This is a genomic window from Streptomyces sp. NBC_00009 (assembly GCF_045040855.1).
GTDB lineage: Bacteria > Actinomycetota > Actinomycetes > Streptomycetales > Streptomycetaceae > Streptomyces > Streptomyces aureus.
Window position 1 is genome coordinate 8,298,898 of the sequence record NZ_CP108312.1, and the last position, 20,057, is coordinate 8,318,954.

16 protein-coding genes and 2 pseudogenes are annotated in these 20,057 nt (G+C 68.1%); 11 read left to right on the top strand and 7 right to left on the bottom strand.

What is annotated here, in order from left to right; genetic code table 11:
* Positions 1 to 244: 244 nt before the first annotated feature.
* From OHA58_RS37805 to OHA58_RS37820, 4 genes are all read left to right on the top strand, one after another.
* Positions 245 to 1,162: an NADP-dependent oxidoreductase gene (locus tag OHA58_RS37805; RefSeq protein ID WP_405484353.1), complete on the top strand. Its 918-nt coding sequence runs from the start codon at positions 245 to 247 to the stop codon at positions 1,160 to 1,162.
* Between the two features lie 171 nt (positions 1,163 to 1,333).
* Positions 1,334 to 1,735: a hypothetical protein gene (locus tag OHA58_RS37810; RefSeq protein WP_405484355.1), complete on the top strand. Its 402-nt coding sequence runs from the start codon at positions 1,334 to 1,336 to the stop codon at positions 1,733 to 1,735.
* A 10-nt stretch (positions 1,736 to 1,745) separates the two neighbouring features.
* The gene (locus OHA58_RS37815; protein WP_405484357.1) at positions 1,746 to 2,402 is read left to right on the top strand and encodes a class I SAM-dependent DNA methyltransferase; all 657 of its coding nucleotides are present in this window, start codon (positions 1,746 to 1,748) and stop codon (positions 2,400 to 2,402) included.
* Positions 2,403 to 2,780: 378 nt separating this feature from the next.
* Positions 2,781 to 4,580, top strand: coding sequence for a SpoIIE family protein phosphatase (locus OHA58_RS37820; RefSeq protein WP_405484359.1), 1,800 nt, complete (start codon positions 2,781 to 2,783; stop codon positions 4,578 to 4,580).
* Positions 4,581 to 4,992: 412 nt separating this feature from the next.
* Here the strand turns inward: OHA58_RS37820 and OHA58_RS37825 are convergent.
* Positions 4,993 to 5,256: pseudogene (locus OHA58_RS37825) on the bottom strand (TrmO family methyltransferase); the annotation flags it as partial.
* A gap of 407 nt (positions 5,257 to 5,663) precedes the next feature.
* Here OHA58_RS37825 and OHA58_RS37830 point away from each other — a divergent pair.
* The 3 genes from OHA58_RS37830 to OHA58_RS37840 all read left to right on the top strand — a co-directional run bounded on the left by OHA58_RS37830 (position 5,664) and on the right by OHA58_RS37840 (position 9,186).
* Complete coding sequence (locus OHA58_RS37830) at positions 5,664 to 6,503, top strand: enoyl-CoA hydratase/isomerase family protein (RefSeq protein WP_405484361.1); 840 nt, start codon at positions 5,664 to 5,666, stop codon at positions 6,501 to 6,503.
* 392 nt (positions 6,504 to 6,895) lie between these two features.
* Positions 6,896 to 7,351 (top strand): VOC family protein, encoded by a 456-nt coding sequence (locus OHA58_RS37835; protein ID WP_405484363.1) that lies wholly within the window; start codon positions 6,896 to 6,898, stop codon positions 7,349 to 7,351.
* A gap of 383 nt (positions 7,352 to 7,734) precedes the next feature.
* Complete coding sequence (locus tag OHA58_RS37840) at positions 7,735 to 9,186, top strand: amidase (RefSeq protein WP_405484365.1); 1,452 nt, start codon at positions 7,735 to 7,737, stop codon at positions 9,184 to 9,186.
* A 446-nt stretch (positions 9,187 to 9,632) separates the two neighbouring features.
* Here OHA58_RS37840 and OHA58_RS37845 read toward each other — a convergent pair whose 3' ends face one another.
* Positions 9,633 to 10,019 carry a VOC family protein gene (locus tag OHA58_RS37845; RefSeq protein WP_405484367.1) on the bottom strand — a complete coding sequence of 129 codons (387 nt, stop codon included), beginning with the start codon at positions 10,017 to 10,019 and terminating at the stop codon, positions 9,633 to 9,635.
* Between OHA58_RS37845 and OHA58_RS37850 the strand changes: the two are divergent.
* Both OHA58_RS37850 and OHA58_RS37855 read left to right on the top strand, forming a co-directional pair.
* Positions 9,993 to 10,265: pseudogene (locus tag OHA58_RS37850) on the top strand (hypothetical protein); the annotation flags it as partial. The gene OHA58_RS37845 and the pseudogene OHA58_RS37850 overlap by 27 nt on opposite strands.
* A gap of 208 nt (positions 10,266 to 10,473) precedes the next feature.
* Entirely contained in the window at positions 10,474 to 11,514 is a 1,041-nt protein-coding gene (locus OHA58_RS37855) for a hypothetical protein (protein ID WP_405484369.1), read from the top strand.
* Between the two features lie 396 nt (positions 11,515 to 11,910).
* Here OHA58_RS37855 and OHA58_RS37860 read toward each other — a convergent pair whose 3' ends face one another.
* From OHA58_RS37860 to OHA58_RS37870, 3 genes are all read right to left on the bottom strand, one after another.
* On the bottom strand, positions 11,911 to 13,707 hold the full coding sequence (locus OHA58_RS37860) for a protein kinase domain-containing protein (RefSeq protein WP_405484371.1): 1,797 nt from the start codon (positions 13,705 to 13,707) through the stop codon (positions 11,911 to 11,913).
* Positions 13,708 to 14,541: 834 nt separating this feature from the next.
* Entirely contained in the window at positions 14,542 to 14,763 is a 222-nt protein-coding gene (locus OHA58_RS37865) for a helix-turn-helix transcriptional regulator (protein ID WP_030609318.1), read from the bottom strand.
* Positions 14,763 to 15,254, bottom strand: coding sequence for a DUF2975 domain-containing protein (locus OHA58_RS37870; protein WP_405484373.1), 492 nt, complete (start codon positions 15,252 to 15,254; stop codon positions 14,763 to 14,765). The genes OHA58_RS37865 and OHA58_RS37870 overlap by 1 nt, the downstream gene beginning before the upstream one ends.
* 625 nt (positions 15,255 to 15,879) lie before the next feature.
* Here OHA58_RS37870 and OHA58_RS37875 point away from each other — a divergent pair.
* Positions 15,880 to 16,656: a class I SAM-dependent methyltransferase gene (locus OHA58_RS37875; protein WP_405484375.1), complete on the top strand. Its 777-nt coding sequence runs from the start codon at positions 15,880 to 15,882 to the stop codon at positions 16,654 to 16,656.
* 413 nt (positions 16,657 to 17,069) lie between these two features.
* Here the strand turns inward: OHA58_RS37875 and OHA58_RS37880 are convergent, their stop codons facing one another.
* Positions 17,070 to 17,759 carry an HAD family hydrolase gene (locus OHA58_RS37880; RefSeq protein WP_405484377.1) on the bottom strand — a complete coding sequence of 230 codons (690 nt, stop codon included), beginning with the start codon at positions 17,757 to 17,759 and terminating at the stop codon, positions 17,070 to 17,072.
* A gap of 89 nt (positions 17,760 to 17,848) precedes the next feature.
* Between OHA58_RS37880 and OHA58_RS37885 the strand changes: the two genes are divergently transcribed.
* Positions 17,849 to 18,343: a hypothetical protein gene (locus OHA58_RS37885; protein ID WP_405484379.1), complete on the top strand. Its 495-nt coding sequence runs from the start codon at positions 17,849 to 17,851 to the stop codon at positions 18,341 to 18,343.
* A gap of 524 nt (positions 18,344 to 18,867) precedes the next feature.
* Here OHA58_RS37885 and OHA58_RS37890 read toward each other — a convergent pair.
* A complete protein-coding gene (locus OHA58_RS37890) occupies positions 18,868 to 19,755 on the bottom strand; it encodes a hypothetical protein (RefSeq protein ID WP_405484381.1) in 888 nt (295 codons plus the stop codon).
* Between the last annotated feature and the right edge of the window lie 302 nt (positions 19,756 to 20,057).

Consider the following 20,057-nt stretch of genomic DNA (forward strand, 5'->3'; position numbering starts at 1 on the left):
GCCTGGGCGACTTGGTCCGGCAGCACGGTAATGGTGCACAGCGGCGCTGTTCCACTGGTTTTCGAACGCCTCACCGCCAGGTTCTGTCTGGTGTCGGCGGACATGGAGAATTCGGGCACGTTCCGCACTCCTGGGAAGACAGCTCCGCTCCTGAGTCGTTGAAGGCGACGGCACGGCCGGCGCGTGGCAACCGGCGCGTGACCGTCGAGGGACTATCCGAACGACGAAATGCGGTGATCACGTCATGAAGGCAGTGCGGTTCCACGAGTACGGCGAGATCGATGTGCTGCGGGTGGAGGAGGTGGAGCGCCCGCAGCCCGGCCCCGGACAGGTGCTGGTCGAGGTCCGTGCGGCCGGTATCCAGCCCGGCGAGGTGATGATCCGCAAGGGCGCGCGGCACGAACGCTGGCCGGCGACGTTCCCCTCCGGGCAGGGCAGCGACCTGGCCGGCGTCGTGGTGGAGCTCGGCGCGCAGGCCCGCGGCTTCGCGGTGGGCGACGAGGTCCTGGGCTTCACCCACAACAGAGCCAGCCACGCGGAGTTCGTCGTGGTCGACGACGTGAACGTGGTTTCCCGTCCGGAGGGGCTGTCCTGGGACGTGGCCGGGTCGTTGTACGTGGCCGGCACGACCGCATACGCCACCGTGTTCGCGGTGGACCCCGGCCCGGCCGACACGGTCGTGGTGTCCGGTGCGGCGGGCGGCGTCGGGTCGCTTGCCGTGCAACTCGCGCGGCGGCGCGGCGCCACGGTGATCGGCCTGGCGAGCGAGCGGAACCATGCGTGGCTGAAGGACCATGGTGTCGTCCCGGTCGAGTACGGGGAAGGCGCGGCCGAGCGGATCCGGCAGGCCGCCGGCGGGAACATCGACGCGTTCATTGACACGTTCGGCGACGGCTACGTGGAGCTGGCAGTGGAGTTGGGCGTGCGGCCCGGGCGGATCAACACGATCCGTGATTGGCAGGCTGCGGCCAAGGTCGGTGCGCGGACCTACGGAGAAGGCTCGGCCGCATGCGCGGTCGTGCTCGGCGAGCTGGCCCGGCTTGCAGCGTGCGGGGAGTTGGAGGTGCCGATCGCCCGCACCTACCCGCTGGAGCGGGTGCGAGACGCGTTCCGCGAGCTGGAACGAGGGCACACCCACGGCAAGATCGTGCTCCGACCGTAGCCCCGGCTGCCGAGGCGACCATCGAGCAGGTACCCCCAAAGCACCAACGCAGTGTCCTCGCCGACGACCAGATGACTCCCCGTCAAGTGGCCGTCGGTGGGGAAAGCAGCGCAGGTCACAACCGCAGCAAGCGTCCGGAGCAGCGAGAAGCTGCTGCTAGATTCGTCCGCCATGCGATCACGTGAGTACGACCTTGACTTCCGCGACCGGGCCAGTCGGATACGCGGCTGGGGTGTCGGCCTGTTGGCCTTGGCGGCGCTTCTGTGGACATGGTGTGCCGTGTTGCTCCTCATTCCGTACAAGGTCGATGAGGAGCAGGGGGACCGTTACCCCCGCGAGTGCGAATCACGGTTGTTGACGGAGCGAGGCACGTCCAACGAAGGCCTGCAGAACGGTGATTGGTGTCAGAACGAGCGCGACTGGCCCGAGGCTCTGGCCGTACTCGGGTTGTCCATGCCGGTGTCGGCCGCCGGCGTGGCACTGTTCACGAGCGGAAGTCTGAGCAGGCGCATGAGCGCCCACGCCGAAGCGATGCGCGAACTGGACCGGATCGCCGACGCGCGGAAGGCGTAGCCTGCGGTCGGTGGAACCGGGACCGAACACAGATGACTGGCTGGCGGATACGCGGACGTCTTATGACACCGTGGCTGCGAGTTACGCGGAGCTGACACGTCACCTCTTGGACGAAACACCTGAAGAACGCACGGTCTTGGCTCTGTTCGCCGACCTGGTGTGTGCCCAAGGCGGCGGGCCGGTCGTGGACGTGGGGTGCGGGACGGGCAGGATCACGGGCCACCTGCGGAAGCTGGGCCTGGATGCGTTCGGCATCGATCTGTCACCGGGAATGATCGATGTGGCCCGTCGTGATCACCCCGGTGTGCGGTTCGATCTCGGCTCGATGACGGACCTCACCTTGGCCGACGCCTCGGTGACTGGCCTGGTCGCCTGGTACTCACTGATCCACATTCCTGACGAGGACATCAGCTCGGTTCTCACGCACTTCCGTCGAGTGCTTCGGCCCGGTGGGCCGCTCCTGCTCAGCTTCCATGTCGGCGACGAGTCGAAGATGAAGACCGAGGGTTATGGCGGGCACCCGATGAAGGTCCATGTCCATCGTCGGCAGCATCACCAGATGATCGAGTGGCTCAACGAAGCCGGCTTCGCCGTCGAGACGCACAAGACGCTCACCTCCGCCGAGAGCAAGCTGGGAGGGATCATCCTCGCGCGTCGTCAGCCCTGAGCCGCTCCACCGCCGCCTCGGACCGGGTCTCGGTGAACTGGGCGTGTCGAACCCCCTGCGGTCGTCCAGAGGGCGCAGAGGACAGCTGCCGGCCCGCCGTTCCGAGTAGGCAGCAGCAGAGGGCGAGGTCCCCAACGTCTCACCTTCCGCGCGGCTCAGATCGCATTCGAAGGCCGACTCACCTCAGCCATGACTGAACCTCAATAGCGAGGTCGAAGCTATGCCTGTCGACCTTCGTCCCGCCGCTTCGCATCCGTCAATGTGTTCGATGCGGATCGGGGGGCGCAAGGCGCCGGGACGTGAGTGAGCAGGCGAGGCAGGGCTGATCGACGGAACATGGGAGGAGCGGGAAAGGCAGAGTGCGCCGAGTAGACGGGAGTGCCGCAGGTGGGTGGCGGGCGCGAGCACGGCAATTCCGAGGAGTACGAAGTCGAGCTGCGCCAGGTCGCGACTCTCAACCGTTTGGCGGGCCCGACCGTCGCCGGATCCGGCGAGGTGTCCGAGCGGATGCGCCACCGCGGAGCCGACCTGCTCGTGACGGGGCACGCCCTGGCGCAGGCCACGTCGCTCGGGGAGGCGCTCACCCTGATCTCCCAGCTGGCCGACGCCAGCCTGCCGCTGTGCGGTCAGGCGGTGTTCCGGTCGGACCGCGAATTCCTGAAGTGCGTGGGCCGGGTCGGCTTCCGCGACGGCGAGGGCGACGCGCTGCGACTGCCTCTCGGCACGATTCATCCGGCCGCGCAGGTGGCCCGGACCGGGCGCCCCGTCTTCCTGGCCTCCCCGCAGGAGTATCGCGATCGCTTCCCGTCCGCCTGGCAGCTCGACGGACAGAGGGGGTGTGAGGCCTGGGCCTTCCTGCCCCTGACGACGTACAGCCAGCTCACCGGCGTATGGATGGCGTCCTTCGACGCTCCGGTACGGATGACCGACGGTCTGGGCCCCTTGCTGGTGACCATGGCCCGTTTGCTCAGCCAGAGCATCGAGCAGTCGTACGACGGCCAGGCGGACCGCGCGCTCTCCCAGGGGCTGCGCAGCAGCATGAGCCGGATCGACCCCGGTGTCGACGGTCTCACGGTCGCCGCCCGGTACGTGCCCACCGGCGGGGGGCTCATGGTCGGCGGTGACTGGTTCGACAGCATTCTCCTGCCCAGCGGGCGCCTCGGTGTGGTGATCGGCGATGTCCAGGGCCACGATGTGCAGGCCGCCGGGCTGATGTCGCAACTGCGCACGGCCATCCACGCCTACGCCGCCGAGGGCCACGGCCCGGACGCCGTCCTGGTACGCGCGTCCCGCTTCCTCACGTCACTGGGCGAAGGCCGCTTCGCCACCTGTATCTACCTGGAGGCCGACCCCGCCACGGGCGTCCTGCGCATCGCCCGGGCCGGGCACCCGCATCCCGTCCTGCGTCTGCCGGACGGCACCTGTCTGCTCAAGCACGTGCGGGGTGGCCTGCCCCTCGGGCTCGACCTCGGGGAGGACGACTACCCGGTCAGCGTCGTCTCCCTGCGCGAGAACGAGATCCTCATGCTCTGCACCGACGGTCTCATCGAGTCCGGCGGCCACGACATGTACTCCGGCTGGCTCCGCGTGCGCAATGCGCTGACTCCGGGCGGTCCTGAAGACCTCGACGGCCTGGCGGACCGGCTTCTGAACGCTGTCGTGGTCCCGTCCCCCTCACAGGCGGGCGACGAGCCCGGCGCCTCCTTCACGGAGGACGACATCGCGATGCTGCTCCTGCGCCGAGACCCGTCGGATGTGCATGCGAGTCGGACCGGGCGGCACCTGCGCTTCACCCTCGAACAGGATCAGGCCCAGGGACTCGCCGACGCACGGATCGAATTCCAGGGCCTGCTCCACGACTGGGCGCGGCCCGAGCAGGTCGACACGGTCCTCCTGCTCGTCTCCGAACTCCTCGGGAACGTACTGATCCACACCGACCATGCCGCCGTCCTTCGGGCCGAAATCAGCGGCGCTGCCCAGGGCCGGCGACGGCTGCGCGTGGAGGTCACCGACCGCAGCGACGAGGTCCCGCACCGGCGCGCCCCCGGCGAACTCTCCTCCTCCGGTCGCGGCCTCGTCCTCCTCGACCTGTTGGCCCACCGGTGGAACATCCGCCCCGAACCGGAGGGGAAGACGGTCTGGTTCGAAATCGACGAGGAGGGCCCGGAAGAGCCCTGACCCGCGGCCGGCCGAGCGTCTCCGCAGTTGTCTCCGCCGCGTCCGTGAGCCGGACGAGCAGCGTTCCCGTGGCTGCGACGGCGAGCGTGAGACGGGCCAGGGACTCGCGGCGATGTCGGGCCGTGCGCGCAGGATCCCGGTGTGAATGGGCAGTTTGTTCGGCGCGCGCCAGGTGTCGGACAGGTTCGCGACGTGCGCCGCCACCGCTGTCCCGCCGACGCCCAAGCGCGCGGCAGTATGCAGACCGCGATCGAAGCAGCCCTCGACTACCTGTGGGACCTGCGCATCTCGATTCCCAAGGTTCCTGACCGACCCGGACCCTTCCACCAGGCCCCGTGGCGCTGCAGGCTACGTAACGAGCCCAGCCAGTGGGCTCTTGCAGGGCTCGCGGCTGGAACGCGGACATCGCGGGCTTCAGATCGATCACCGGAGTACCGGATACCGCGTCAAGCCCGACCACTTCCAGCTCCCGTCCGCGCACGGCCGTGATGCGGCAGCAGGTGACACCGATGCGGTTGGGGCGACGCGGACCGCGCGCGGCGAAGACGCCGACGGCGGGCAGGTCGGACCGGCCGCGCGGGGGCGAGGGGCGGTACTCGTCCGGCTCCGGGAACTGGTCGAAGACGAAGAGAACCTCGACGTGGGAGAAGCCCTGCAGACAGGGGGGAACAGCCATGCCGGGCCCGGAGGCCAGCGGCCCTCTTGCAGGACCGCAGAAAACATAACGGGGGGACCGTCCTTTCGCCGGAGATCATGAAGAAGCTGGTCAGCCACTTGCTCGCCCGGCTCGGTCTTGACAACCTGCGTGCGGTTGGTTCAACCAGACGTCAAGAGCGCGGAGCCGTAGCAGGGGTCAGGGGCGCGTTCACCGTGCGGAAACCACGCTCCTGGGCTGTGCGAGTGGGTGATCGGGGAGAGAGTGGAAGGGATGTCTGCGCCGGTTGGGTCGGGTCGAGGCCGCCGCCTGACCCTGCGCGGCGGTTCGAAGGAGGTTGCGGCATTGGTCGTGCTGCGACTTGAGGAGAGCGCTGTGTCAGCCGCCGATTGCCACCAGGCCGTGATGAGCGCCGAAGGGAAGAGGACATGACCGCCTCGTACGAAACCATCAGCACCAGGTTGGACGGCAATGTCCTGTCCGCCACCTTCAACGCCCCGCCGATCAACCTCATCGGTCCCGAGGTCGTGCGCGATCTGGTCGCACTGATCGAGGAGCTTTCCCGACCGGTGACTGCACGGGTAGTGGTCTTCGACAGTGCGGATCCCGACTTCTTCTTCCCGCACGTAGACCTGACCAAAGTCCCCGAGTACACCGCTGAAGCCGCGAAAGCCGGAGGCCCGGGGGACGCCTCGCTGGGGATGCTGTTCCGCAGGCTCAGCGAGATCCCGGCCGTCACCATTGCCAAGCTGCGGGGCCGGGCGCGGGGGGCGGGCAGCGAGTTTCTCCTCGCCTGCGACATGCGCTTCGCCTCCCGGGAGAACGCTGTCCTGTGCCAGCCCGAAGTCGGCATCGGCACCCCGCCCGGCGCGGGAGCGATCCAGCACCTGACCCGTCTGCTGGGCCGGGGTCGAGCCCTCGAAGCCGTGCTGACGTCGGCCGACTTCGATGCCGAACTCGCCGAACGCTACGGATGGATCAACCGTGCGGTGCCCGACGCCGAGCTGGACGAGTTCGTAGCCGACCTTGCTGCGCGAATGGGGAACTTCCCGCGTGATGCGCTGGTTGCCGCCAAATCGGCCATCAACGCCATCAGCCTGGCAACTCCCGCCGATGTGCGCGCAGATGCTGCCCTGTTCCAGCAGCTCGTTCGGAGTGAGACAACACAGCAACGTACAGCTGAGCTTTTTAAACAGGGCTTCCAGACCCGTGGCCGTACCGAGCTCGACCTCGGTGACGCGCTGGGTGACTTGAAGCCCGTCGACTGATGCTGATGACGGAACCATGCATCCGCCCCGTAGCCCGCACATACCCCGATCCGGGGCTACGACGTTGAACAGCTGGCCACGCGAAACGGCGCACTGACACCGACACGGCCGTCGGAACAGCAGTTGGCTCTGATCAACACGTCGGAGGGCTCGGGCGTACGCGGCACAGGTCTGCTGGTGACCCGGCCGGACGAGACGAAGTCGGTCACCCTCGACTGGGCGGGCGACGCCACGCTGCCCGCCGCAGACGGCGCCGGCAAAAGGTCGGCCCAGTCGGAAACGCCGGCCAAGGCGGCTGACCCGCACGCCCTGAGCCGTGTTGCGAGAGTGCATGGTTCTAGCCGGTGGGTCGGTCCTGCGTGAGTGTCAGACGTGTCTGCCAGGCTCCGGGTATGGAGATGACGCTACAACTGACGATCGACTGCGCCGACCCACAGAGGCTGGTGGAGTTCTGGAGCGAGGCTCTGGGATACGTAGCCGAACCTCCACCTGGCGGCCATGCCACCTGGCGGGAGTATTGGGCAGCCACAGGGGTGCCCGAGGAGGAGTTGCCTGTCGGTGCGGGCGATACCCCGGAGTCGATCGTCGATCCCGCGGGGCGAGGGCCGCGGTTGTGGTTCCAGCAGGTTCCGGAACTCAAGGCCACCAAGAATCGAGTACATCTAGACCTGAAGGTCGGCGGCGGCCGCGACGTCCCGTTGGCGGTCCGCACGCAGCGGGTCACCACCGCAGTGGAAACGCTGATCGAAGCCGGCGCCAGCGTGCTTGGGACCACAGATGAGCCGGACATGGGGCACTACGCCGTCGTGCTGCAGGACCCGGAGGGCAACGAGTTCTGCGTTGTCTAGGAAGTGGTTCGGCTGCGCTGCTCGTGTAGCCACTCGGTGATGGTTGCGACCAGCACGGTCGCCAAGTACGGAGATGGATGATGGGGTGCTGATCTGGCCGTGGACACGGGTAGCACCAGTCTGTTTGACGGCTTCTCAGCTGGGGCGTTGACCCGGATGACAGCAATCGGTACTACCTGACCTCCTCCCGTTTGGGGCAGGTAAGGGGGCAAGGCGGCCATGACGGGGGGCGGGGGAGCCACTGAGCGCGGCCGTCGCCAGCTGCGGCTGGCGTGTGATCTATTTGTGGCCGGAGGACCATCGTGAGGGTAGGTTGACGTATTCAACCCGTTGCGCTTAGCGGCATTTTGTGGCCTTATCGAGCGGTCGATACGGTCGATTTCATGGAGTGGAACTTTCGGACGGCCGAGGATCTCCTGGCCGCTTTGCGTGCTGGTGAAGTGACTTCGGCGGAGCTGACTGACGAGGCGATCGCTCGTATTGAGCGGGATGACAAGGCGATCAACGCGGTCTGCGTGCCGGACTTCGACCGTGCGCGGGCGGCCGCACGCAGTGCCGACCAGGCGCGCGCTCGCGGTGAGGACGGACCGTTGCTCGGTCTTCCGGCGACGGTCAAGGAGTCCTTCAACATCGCTGGGCTGCCCACGACTTGGGGTATGCCGCCGTACCGGGACTTCGTGCCGGCCGACGATGCGGTCCAGGTGTCGCGGCTCAAGGCTGCCGGCGCGGTGGTGCTCGGTAAGACCAATGTGCCGTTGGGGCTGCAAGATGTGCAGAGCTTCAACGAGATCTACGGCACCACCAACAACCCGTGGGATCACGGTCGCACGTCAGGCGGGTCCTCAGGTGGCTCGGCTGCCGCTCTGGCGTCCGGTTTCGGCGTGCTGTCCATCGGTTCCGACATCGCCGGCTCGTTGCGCACCCCCGCTCATTTCTGTGGTGTCTACGCGCACAAGCCGACGCTCGGGCTGGCGGCGACCCGCGGTATGGTCCCGCCGGACGCGCCGGCATTGCCGTCCGACCATGACCTCGCCGTCGTCGGTCCGATGGCGCGCACTGCCCGCGACCTCACGCTCCTGCTCGACGTAATGGCCGGACCGGACCCGCTGACGTTCGGCGTGGCGCACGACTTGACGCTGCCGCCCGCGCGCCACGAGAGGCTGCGCGACTTCCGGGTCTTGGTCCTCGATGAGCATCCGCTCATTCCGACCGGGTCCGCCGTGCGGGCGGGCGTGAACCGGGTGGCCGACGCGCTTGTCGACGGCGGCGCCCGCGTCGAACGGCACAGTCCGCTGCTGCCCGACCTGACCGAGGCCGCGACGCTCTACACGCAATTGCTGATCTCGAGCTCCATTGCACGTTTTCCCATCGAATCGCACGAGCAGTTGCAGACCCGCGCCGCCGGACTGAGCGCAGACGACCAGAGCCTGGACGCTGTGCGGCTGCGCGCCATGGTGTTCAGCCACCGCGACTGGATGGAGGCGAACAGCCGGCGCGAGCTCCACCGCCACGGCTGGCGGCAGCTCTTCGCCGAGTTCGACGTCGTGGTGTGCCCGATCACGCCGACGCCCGCGTTCCCGCACGACCACAAGCCCAATTTGTTGGAACGGCGCATCGACATCGACGGCGTCGAGTACCCGTACCTCGACCAGCTCGTCTGGGCCGGCCTGGCCACCATGCCCGGCCTGCCCGCCACCGCCATACCCGCGGGTCGGTCCCCCGAGGGCCTGCCGATGGGAGTGCAGCTCATCGGTCCGATGTTCGAGGACCGCACCCCGCTGCGGCTGGCCGAACTGCTCGAGCAGCAGATCGGGGGCTTCCAGGCACCGAGGTAGTGGCCACTCGGCCCGCGGTCAGACTGCCTTGATGCGGGAGGCGAAGCCTTGAGCGTCGCGGGCGGGTGCGGGACTGCGCAGCATGGTGTGGGTGAGCTCCTCGCCGCCAGGCTCGCGGGCTTCTTGCGTGGCCTGTCCGAACCCGTCCGCGGCACTCGGATCTTCTCCAGCACGCCGCCTGTCGTGACGATCAGGGACGACGGGCGGCGGCGGTCGCCCGCGCGCACGTGGAATTCTGGTGAACCCGCCACACGAGCGGCCCAAGCCCTCAGTCCCTGCACGAGCTCAGCCAGGCGGGCGAGCAGGCTCTGCCACGGTCACACCGCGATGCCCGGCATCGCCCGGCTTCACAACCTCGCCCTCACGGGACAACTCTCGCCCACCGGATGGCCGTTGAGGGGAAGTCAAAGGGGGACAGCTCCCCACCTTGCCGTCTCGGAGGATGCTCAGTCGAGACAGAACTCGTTGCCCTCGATGTCCTGCATCGAGATGCACGACTCGTTGTCCTCATCGGCACGCAGTACTTGCACGCATACTGCGCCGAGCGCGACCAGCCGTGCGCATTCGGCCTCAAGCGTGGCCAGGCGCTCTTCCCCTACGAGCCCGGTGCCGACCCGCACGTCAAGATGCACCCGATTCTTGACGACCTTGCCCTCGGGAACTCGCTGAAAGAACAGACGCGGGCCCACACCCGAGGGATCACTGCAGGCGAACCATGACCCCTGATCCTCAGGCGGCCGCGAGCGATCGAAATCGTCCCAAGTGTCAAACCCCTTAGGTGGCGGCGATACGACGTACCCCACGCCCCAGCTGTCTTCGTGCTCGCCGGGCATTCTGCCAGCGGCCGAGTGGTCGCCGGGGCGGTGGCCAGCCGCAGCGACCACGTGGTCGGAATCTCCAATGTCTTCGCGCTGGACGGCGGCCCTGACAGGGCCTGGCCGGTCGTGCTGGGCGCGGTGCATCGGCTGTTCCCCACCCTCCCCGTAGTCGGCTACGAGCAGGGCGACGACCTGGCGGTCGCCATTCGCCATGGCTTCGAGCCCGTGGGTCCGCTGCGGGTCTGGCTGCACGGCTCGTAGACAGACCGGCTCCGGGACCGCCCGCGCCCCCTCCTTTCGCCAAGTGCCGTTTTTGACCCGCCCATCCCTGAGAAGGGCGGAGCCGTCGGCATGCAGGCAGCGATCGGGTTCACACAGCTGATCACCATCCGGGCTTGACTCTGACGCCGCTGGAGACTTGACGATCGCACCGTAAGCGAGACGTGGATTCTTATCGGAGGTGCAAGGCATGCGAGGCAAGGGCATCCACTACGACACCGGCACCTTTCCCAACGGCGATACCTCCCGCCCGCTCTTCGACGCCGATGCCGTCGCGCGGGACATGCAGGTGATCGCCGAGGACCTGCACTGCACCGCGATCCGCATCACGGGTGGCGACCCGGACCGGATCGAGACCACCGCGCGGCATGCGGCTGCAGTCGGGCTGGAGGTCTGGTTCTCGCCGTTCCCCTGCGAGATGACCGACGAACAAATGCTTCCGTACTTCGCCGACTGTGCAGAGCGAGCCGAACGACTGCGTCACGACGGTGCTGACGTCGTTCTCGTCACCGGCTGCGAACTGAGCCTGTTCGCCCGCGGGTACCTGCCCGGCGACACCTTCAACGACCGCATCCCGGTTCTGGCCGGCCCCGACCGCGAAGTCGCACTCCGGCCCATCCCCGACAAGGTCAACGCCTTCCTCGGTGACGTCGTCCGCACCGTCCGCCCCCTCTTCGCCGGCCCGGTCAGCTACGCCTCGTGCCCCTTGGACGGCGTGGACTGGAGCCCCTTCGACATCGTCGGTCTGGATGCCTTCCGTGGCCTGCGTAACGCCGCCACCTACCGCGACGATCTGCGCAAGGAGTTCGCCCACGGCAAGCCGGTCGCCATCATGGAGGTCGGCTGCTGCACCTTCCGAGGGGCGGGCGACTACGGCGGCGCGGGCTGGTACGTGGCCATGGAGCCGGACGGTGTCACCCTCAAGCCGGACCTGGTGCGCGACGAGAGCGAGCAGGTCCGCTATCTCGACGACCTCATGACCATCTTCGAAGAGGAAGGCGTCCACTCCGTCTTCTGGTTCAGCTTCGCCGGCTACGGCACCCCCCACCGTCTGTCCGGACCGGACCCCGACCTCGCTTCCTACGGCATCGTCAAGATCCTCGACGAGCACAGCGACTACCCCGCGGACGCGCGTACCTACCCGGACACGTCCTGGGAACCCAAGGAGGCGTTCCACGCCCTCGCCAACCGCTACCAGCCCCTCAAGCAGCATGGAGCCTCCGACCAGTAGTCACCGCTACCTCCTGCAGGACCACTGAAGATCGGAATGGGACGCTCCTACTGCATCGTCTGACACGTAGGCAGGAGCGCCTCTTCTGATTGTGTGAGGACGTGTCTTCCGGATCTTGCCGGGAACGGCTACGGCGCTGCTGTTCGGCGCGGCCTCAGGGGGAGTTCACGACGTTGAGGGCGCCGGGCAGTTGACCACGGGGTTTTGCGGGTTGCAGCCGATCTCCGTGTCTTTTCGGCGTCGCGCGGGCGGCCGACGCCCAGTCCCGCCGGGGCGGGGTGACCAGGGCGCCGGACCACCGAAGACCACTGGAGCCGGAGTGAGATCTTCTACGGTCTCCTGATCGGTTTCGCCCGCCCCGCCCGGCAGCAGACCGCAGTAGTCAAGACTGTGTGTCTAGTAGGGCACCGTGGTGCACCAGGTCTCCGCCCAGGCAGAGGCCCCGTACTTGTTGGCCGCGCGTACCGAAAGGCAGATCTCGTCACCGGAGTACGGACCAGTGATCGTGTAGCTGGTGTTACCGGTCGAATGGATGGTGTCGACGTTCTTCTCGGTGTACTGGCTGCCCTTGTTTGTGTAGTGGATGTCGTAGCGGGTCGCTCGGGAGATCGCCGACCAGCTCACGAGGATCGGCATGGAGCATGCGCCGACGCAGGAATTCGTGTACTTGGCGCTGTAGCTCTTCAAAGCGGGCGGCGGGGAGCCGGTGGACGAGCCGCCGACGCCGGACGAACCTCCGCCGCCCGAGGCCGAGGAGCCGGACCCGCTACTGGTGGCGCCGCTGTCGGAGCCGCCGTTTGTGTCGGAGCCGCCGGCGCCGCTGGACGCCGTCGAACTCCCGGTGCTCTCCTTGGGTTTCGCCGCGCTCTGCTCGCCCTTGTCGCCCTGCTGCTCCTTGCTGTCGTTCCCATCCTTCCCGTTCCCCTTCCCGGAAGGTGAACTGCCAGTCTCGCTCGGCGCCTTGCTCCCGTCAGGAGTGGCGCTGGTGCTGCTCTGGGGCGACTTGGCATGTGTTCCGTCCCCGCCGCCCCCAAAGGGATGGAGCAGCGTAACCGCACCGCCGCCGACGGTGATGACGGCGACGATGGGCAGGACGATCAGCGTGCGGCGCCGACGGGCAGGCCGCCGTTCGGGTTTCGGCATCGTGGAACCACCCGCCGCGGGGACGGGTTCCGGCGGTCCGGGCTGCGGCCGCAGCCCGACGGTCGACCGGTCCACGGGCTCCGCCCGGTGGGGCGCCGCCTCGGCGTCGAGCAGCCGCGCGGACTGCTGCGCGAGGTGCGCGACGACGTCGGCGGGCAGCAGGGTGTCCTTGGCCGCGACCGTCTTGACCAGTTCCGGATCCGCCAACAGCGTTTCCACGTCCGGCCGTTGCCCGGCGTCTTTGGTCAGGCACCGCGAGATGAGCGCCCGCAGTGCGGGGTCGTCGACCCCGTCCAGGTCGGGCTCGTCCTGCACGATCTGGAACATGACTGCGTGCTGATTGCTGGCCTCGTGCCCGAAGGGCAGCCGCCCCGTGGCCGCGTACATAAGCACGCTCCCCAGGGTGAACACATCGCTCTTCGGCCCCACGCGCTGCGCCTGGATCTGCTCCGGCGACATGAAGCCGGGCGAGCCCACGGCCATCCCTGTACTGGTCAGCGGCGACTCTGCGGACGTCTCCAGGGCCCGTGCGATGCCGAAGTCGATGACCTTTGTCCCGTCCACGGTCAGCATCACGTTGGACGGCTTCAGATCGCGGTGCACGATGCCCGCGTCGTGGATGTCCTTCAGGGCGCGCAGCAGCCCGTCCGCGACTGCGCGCACGGAGGCGGTGGGCAGCGGTCCGTGCCGACGCACGACCTGTTCGAGGGAGAGCCCGGGAACGTACCCGGTGGCGACCCATGGCGGATCGTCGTCGGGACCGGAGTCGAGGACGGGAGCGGTGTAGCGCTCCCCGACGCGCTGGGCCGCGTCGATCTCCCGCCGGAACCGTGCGCGAAACCGCTCGTCGGACGCATGCTCTTCGTGCACCACTTTCACGGCGACGGTGCGCCCGCTCTCGGAACGGGCGAGGAAGACCCGCCCCATGCCACCCGCACCGAGCCGACCGAGCAGGAGATACGGCCCGATACGCACCGGGTCGAAGGCCGCGAGCGGTTTGATGCCCCCATCGGCAGAGTCGTCCCGCTCGTCCCTGTTGGTGCTGCTCATCGCGATCCGGCTCCCAGCTCTTGTGCCTGGCAATGGGTGTAACTCAGGTGAGAATAAAGGTTGTTGATGTACCTGATGCAGGCGAGGACGCGCCGTGCGACCGGCACGGTTCTGGTTCGCACGAACGATGCGTGATGTTGACGCCCGTACAGGGTGGTGGACGTGGGGAAGTATGGACGCGCAACGGTGAAGTCCCGGCTGAGAGCGCCAACCTCGACGAAACGGTGAGATGGGCGTCTGACTGAGTGACATCGCCACCGGACGATCCGGACGATCCGGACGGCACGGGACGCAGGCGCGGGCGTGGGTGCGCTGACCGGTTCTCAGGGGTCCTGCGGCTAATGCTCTGCGCGGATCGCGAGGGTCGGGCGCCTCGGCCAGTCGCTCCAGCAGGCCCGGGATCTCCACGGGCACGGCCCCGGGATGCTCGCGGAGATGGTCGAAGGCAGGCGGGGGCGGCGCTGATGCGTCGGCCGGCACGGTCTTCCACTCGGATCACGGGGCGTCGAGAACTCCATGATCTTCGAAGCCCGTGCCTGTCACGTTCCCAGAACCGCGTCGAACTGACAGATCGCCACGCGGCTGACTACGGCGTAGCCCTGGCCGTCCACCCAACGACGAACCCCGCCCTTCCGCGCTGGAAGGACGGGGGTTGTGGTGGGGGCGTTCGCAGGTCGCGATCGCCGACCAGGACGGTGCGGTGCAGGTCAACCGGTATTTATCCAACGGGGTCTGGGCGGTGCTGCGGGTGGTCGGCGATCCACGTCCATGCAGCCCACGTGCCGTGCCATGGGCCGGTGGTGCCAGGCGTTTTCACGCCCACCCCGGTGCACGTCATCCGCCCGCGGCGTCCTCGGCCTCCCAGCGCAGCAGGTCGCCCGGCTGGCACTTGAGCACCTCGCAGAGCGCGGCGAGCGTCGCGAAGCGCACCGCCTTGGCGCGGCCGTTCTTGAGTACCGCCAGGTTGGCGGGCGTGATCCCTACGCGGTCCGCGAGCTCGCCCACGGACATCTTCCGCCTGGCCAGCATCACGTCGATGTCGACGGTGATCGGCATCAGATCACCTCGTCCAACTCGGCCTGCATGTGCGCCGCTTCGACTTCGCGCGCGACAGCCTGGGCGAGCAGCATCCGCAGCACGAGCACGATGAGCGCGACCCCCAGGATGGCCAGGCCAATTCCGCCCATGATGACAGTGACGCCCGGGTCGTCCCGCTGGCCCGGCGCATTGACGGCCGTGACCGCGAACCACAGGAGGGCAGCCGCCACGATCGCGCCGATCACGGCGTCCACGTACCGGAAGGCGGCGTGGGAGAACACGGTTCCGCGTCGCACCATCGTCACCAGTCGCCATACGCAGACCAGGGCGACCTGGGCCGACACCATGCCCAGGATCGTGATCACGCGCAGCGGGGTCAGCGGGAGCGACCCGTCCTCCGGGTCACTCCCGCTGACCAACACCCACACCATCGATGCCTGTACGAACACGGTGCCGACGAGCACCACCGCGAGCACGACGCGCAACGCACGCACTGCCAGCTTTCCCATGACCCATCCTTCCATCGAGTTACGATGGGAATCTATCGAATTTCGATAGGCTAAGCAAGAGGCGGGATGGAGAGTGGGCGGCGGTTTCGCACCGGGGTGGGACGCCGCCGCCCCCTCCCATGGCATGGCGGTTGCGGGTACGCCTTGATCTTGTCGAAGTCGGCCGCGCTTGAGCACAAATCAGACGCGACCCGACTACGCCGAAACCCTGCCCGATCAGTACATGCCGCTCGGGCACCCCCATGGACGTCGCCGTACGGAACCCGCGGCCGCATTCGTGCTGGTGGGAGCGGCGAGAGGGGGCCAGGCGCAGCGGCCGCTGAAGTCGTCTGCCCGCGTTCGCGGAGCTCGCCGACGAGCGTTCCGCAGGCCGCGCATGCCGCACCGCTTCCAGGCACCCGGCCGATCGCGTCGGTCTGCATTCCCCTCGTCGAAGACCGCGATGCCCAGCCCCGTGGCTGGGTTCATGTTCGGCAGCAGCGTCTGCCGATGTGTTTCCACGCCAACTGGTGATCAGCGCGCTCGTAGACGTTCACGGGGGAAGCACGGCACTGCGGTGAGCGGGTTTGCGTCGGTCACTGGGCGACCGGGGCGCCTGTGGGGGAGGGCGCGTTAATCTCGGGCCATGTCCGAGACATCGGTGGGGCACTTCTATGACGAGCTGGCTGACGACTACCACCTGATCTACCCGGACTGGGATGCGAGCATCCGTCGGCAGGGAGACGCTCTGGACGCCCAGATCGGCCAGGATGGTGCGGCGGTGCTCGACTGTTCCTGCGGGATTGGAACGCAGGCCATCGGCCTGGCGCTGCGCGGGCACCGCGTCACCGGGACCGACCTCAGCCCCCGGGCCGCCGCCCGCGCTGCCCGTGAGGCCGCTCGCCGGAGCCTGAGCCTTTGCACTGCCGCCGCCGATATGCGACGCCTCCCATTTCCCGATGGCTCCTTCGACGCCGTCGTATGCGCTGACAACTCTCTGCCTCACCTGCTGACAGAGCAGGATGCGCACGCCGCCCTGGCCGAGATGCGCCGTGTGCTGCGCCCCTGCGGCCGGCTGCTGGTCAGCACACGCCCCTATGACGACCTGGTGCGCGACCGCCTGGCTTCGACGCCTCCACAAGTCCACCGGATCGGCGACTGTGCTGACGACGGAGAACGAACCGTCACCTTCCAGCTCTGGCACTGGCACGACGACGGCGAGCACTACGACCTGGAGCACTTCCAACTCTTTGAGGCAGACGGGGAATGGCGCGTCAAGGTCCGCCGGACCACATACTGGGCACTGGGCCGGGACCGGCTGACCGGCCTCGTGGCTGAGGCCGGGTTCGTCGACGTCGGGTGGCGGATGCCGCAGGAGACGGGCTTCTTCCAGCCGCTGCTTGTGGCCCGCGCGGGCGAGTAGGTGATGCCACCGCCCGGCGTGGGACGGCAGATGTCAGCAGGGCGGGCCACGGCGGACTCCCCGGCCCGAGCCCGGCTGCGCCGGCGAGACGGCAGGAGTCGGCGCCGGTCTCGAGGACCGTGCCGCTGAAGGTCGGGCGGCCCGCGATGGACGAGCAGAGAGGGGGATTGGTGAACGGCATCGACATCCCGGCGCGGTGGCCACGCCGAATCGCCGCCGTACCACTCGGCCTTCGACATTTGCGGCACCGCGGCTGCTCCTGTACCCGAGACGGTCACCGCGCTGCTGGCCCAACTTGAGGAACAAATCGAGAAATTGGCAAGAGCTCGCCCCGCGCCACCAGAACATCGTCGGCCATCTCGTGCAGCGCTTCAACCGGCAAGGCCATGGCACTCGCGTCGAGTTCCGCCCGCTCAATCAGTCCCCGGTCCCGCGCCCCCGCCGGCGCGGCGCTGTCCCGGTGTCCTCAGGGCGTGGCTGATCGCGGAGGCGGCGTCGTTCGTAACGTGGGTGGGCTGGTAGGAGTCCTGGGTCCAGGGTCGGCCGTCTGTCACCCAGACGCTTCGAAGGCCGAGCGCGTCGGCACCGGCGATGTCGGCATGCGGTGAATCGCCGATGATCCACGCGCCAGGCAGGGGAATGCTCACGGTTGCTGCTGCCACCTGGAAGATTTCCGGTTCCGGCTTCTTGTGGCCGACGGCCTCGGAGATCGCCCAGCCCTGGACGAGCTGGTCGAGCCCTGTGTTACGGATCTTCGCTTCCTGCTGGGTGGTGCGGCCGTTGGTGACGATCACACAGGTCCAGCCGCCGGCCCGTGCCTTGGTCAGGGCCTTTCGGGAGGAGCGCGCCAGGACGACGTGGTCCGTGACGCCGTTGTCGAGAAGGGCGTGGATAGCGGTGGCTGGTACCGCATCGCCGTATCGGCCGGTCAGAGCTGCGGCGGCTTCGTGCCGGGCGGTATAACCGCCGGCGTCAATGGTCGTCACCCATGTGAGGTCGGAGTCGGGCAGGCCGTGCTGGGCAAGGAAGTTGGCGACGGCGCTGCGGAAGGCCGCATCGCGGTCGACCAGGGTGTTGTCGAGGTCCAGCAGCAGCAACGGCATGCCCGGCAGTAGATCACAGGCATCGGCTTCGGACGGCTGGGATTTTCGTCCTCCATCTGGGTCTGCCGCTGATCCGCCAAGATCTGTGCGTGACGAAACACGAAGCGGATCTGGTGGCCCTGCTGGGCGAGCTCGATGATCCAGAGTGGCTGGAGTGGCCCCGGGACTACGACCGTGGTGAGACTGGCACGCTGTTCAACGGTCTCGTGGCACGGCTTGAGGGCGACTTCGCCACGTCATGTGTCAGTGAGCGGGACACGCAGGACTCCAGTGAGTACGGGCGGGTCACCGTGCCGGCAGATGTGACCGTGTGCGGAACCCGGATTGTCGTCTGCGTGAGCAAGTTCGGCTCCCTGGCGCTGGTCTGCGCCGACAACCCTGGTGCCTTCCTCGGCACCGGGGACGCGCAAGCCGAGGGCGAGTTAGACGCTGCGGATCTGGACAAGGTCAATGGGGCATTGGCCGACCTCGGGTACGCGATCGTTCCCGAGGAGCTACTGGAGTTCGACTACGCCGGGCCGAGCCAGTTGCCCGGACACGTTCAGCGACCCACCTGGTGGCACCGCTTCTTCGGCAGCTTCTGACGGCTGCGCGGCGATGAACAGACCGGCGCCGGCCAGGCAGTCGTCGATCATGCCCGCCCGGTTCTGGAGCTGCTTGCAGCGGTGCTTGACCGCGGGGGTTACCTCGCTGAGGTCGGCAGCGGCGAGGTTGCCGATTTCAACAGCCGCCATGTGTCCTCCACGGCGTACGAGACATGGAACAGTCGATGGGTAATGCGGGTTGTGGCCACCACGGACGCATGAGTAGCCGGCGGATGACGGCTCCTCGGATCCCGCGGGTGTTTCCTCGCTCGCGCCGAGCCTGGTTGGTCGGGGTCAGGGCACCGGTGTCCAGTTGCTGCCAATCCTGCGCGACGCCTTGCAGGGGGCGGAGGGCGGCCTCGGCCACCAGGAGTGAACATCCTCAAGATCTATAGTCCCGTTTCCGGTCCCGCAGGAAAGCCGCAGTTCAGATGGACTCTAGCCCGGAGGGCGGGACTGACGGGACTGAGGGGACTGAGGGGACTGAGGGTTGCAGTTATCGGCTGCACAGAGACTGCAAGCGCCTAGTAGTGCTCTCCACGGCGCGGATGCACGTCGACCCCGATGCCGGGCACCCACAGTTCGCCGTCGTCACCGGCGCTGATGTCCCAGGCGGTCACTTCGTCCGGGCACGTGGTGCCGCGGGCCCGCAGATCGGTGACGACCACTCGCGCGAGTGCGGCGGCTGCCGTCGGGTCCGTCTCGGGCAGCGTGGTGCGCCACCATCGGTGTTCGTCCACGCTTTGCCAGCCCCTCGCGCGCATCTCCGTTGCACGCTCGGGCGTTTGCTCGTGATCTCGGTCCTCGATGGCGACGTGGAACTCGCAGTTCGTGTCCGACGGATCGAAGGACACGATCATGGTGCGCCCCCGGTCCCGGGACGCCCAGACCTTGAAGCCCGCCCAGTCGCCGGGGGCCTGTACGGGCATGTGCTCCGCCCAGGAGGCGAGCATCCCTGCCAGTCGCTCCTCGGCCGACGTCCAGTCGTCTGCTGCCGCGTGTCCGTTGAAGGTCCAGCCGTGGTCGTGGCCGGGGCCATGGCGGTCCAGCTGCCACGCGTAGGGCTGGCGGCCCGAGTCGAAGCTCCAGAACTCGTCCCGGGCGAACGATTCCGCCTGGTGCGCGGACAGCGTCGCTACGCCGTGGTCCCCGGACAGCAGCAGTGTCCGCTCGCGGTTGCTCCACCGCACGCTGGGCCCATGTGCGGTGCCGCCCAGCAACGTGGGCCGGCCGACGCGCGCCACGATGGTCTCGTAGATCGGCCGCAGGGCCTCACGGCGTTCGACCAGGCCGTTTCCTTCCTTGTGCATCAGGATCGTGAACGGCCGGTCCAGCTCGGCATCGTCGTGGGTGAGAAGGCCTTGTGCGAGATCCGCCGCGTCCTGGTGGACCACGCCCGTGGTGTGAGTCATGACGATCATCCTGGCAGCCGCCGCTGACATCGCCGTCGGCCAGTGGCGATCAGGGACTGGAGGACGTCTGGACGGCTGACGCCCTGCCCACCTTGACCGGAGGGTTGGGGTACGACCCTCCGTGCATGACGTGGTCGGGGTCGGCACGGAGCGCCCCGAGCCGGGTGGCGACGAGCTCCGCCAGTCTCTCCCGCCCGCCGGCATGCGCCGGCGATGTCGTCGGCGTGGCACGTACCGCGACCGGTCAGGTCGTCGGCCTTCCATTGCCGGGCACTGCAGCGCGGCGGGCGCCGGCGGCGGGC

Excerpts from the sequence above, each read along its gene's own strand:
- OHA58_RS37805 (WP_405484353.1), top strand. The coding sequence starts at position 245 with ATGAAGGCAGTGCGGTTCCACGAGTACGGCGAGATCGATGTGCTGCGG.
- OHA58_RS37810 (WP_405484355.1), top strand. The coding sequence starts at position 1,334 with ATGCGATCACGTGAGTACGACCTTGACTTCCGCGACCGGGCCAGTCGG.
- OHA58_RS37830 (WP_405484361.1), top strand. The coding sequence starts at position 5,664 with ATGACCGCCTCGTACGAAACCATCAGCACCAGGTTGGACGGCAATGTC.
- OHA58_RS37835 (WP_405484363.1), top strand. The coding sequence starts at position 6,896 with ATGGAGATGACGCTACAACTGACGATCGACTGCGCCGACCCACAGAGG.
- OHA58_RS37840 (WP_405484365.1), top strand. The coding sequence starts at position 7,735 with ATGGAGTGGAACTTTCGGACGGCCGAGGATCTCCTGGCCGCTTTGCGT.
- OHA58_RS37845 (WP_405484367.1), bottom strand. The coding sequence starts at position 10,019 with ATGCCCGGCGAGCACGAAGACAGCTGGGGCGTGGGGTACGTCGTATCG.
- OHA58_RS37855 (WP_405484369.1), top strand. The coding sequence starts at position 10,474 with ATGCGAGGCAAGGGCATCCACTACGACACCGGCACCTTTCCCAACGGC.
- OHA58_RS37860 (WP_405484371.1), bottom strand. The coding sequence starts at position 13,707 with ATGAGCAGCACCAACAGGGACGAGCGGGACGACTCTGCCGATGGGGGC.
- OHA58_RS37865 (WP_030609318.1), bottom strand. The coding sequence starts at position 14,763 with ATGCCGATCACCGTCGACATCGACGTGATGCTGGCCAGGCGGAAGATG.
- OHA58_RS37870 (WP_405484373.1), bottom strand. The coding sequence starts at position 15,254 with ATGGGAAAGCTGGCAGTGCGTGCGTTGCGCGTCGTGCTCGCGGTGGTG.
- OHA58_RS37875 (WP_405484375.1), top strand. The coding sequence starts at position 15,880 with ATGTCCGAGACATCGGTGGGGCACTTCTATGACGAGCTGGCTGACGAC.
- OHA58_RS37880 (WP_405484377.1), bottom strand. The coding sequence starts at position 17,759 with ATGCCGTTGCTGCTGCTGGACCTCGACAACACCCTGGTCGACCGCGAT.
- OHA58_RS37890 (WP_405484381.1), bottom strand. The coding sequence starts at position 19,755 with ATGACTCACACCACGGGCGTGGTCCACCAGGACGCGGCGGATCTCGCA.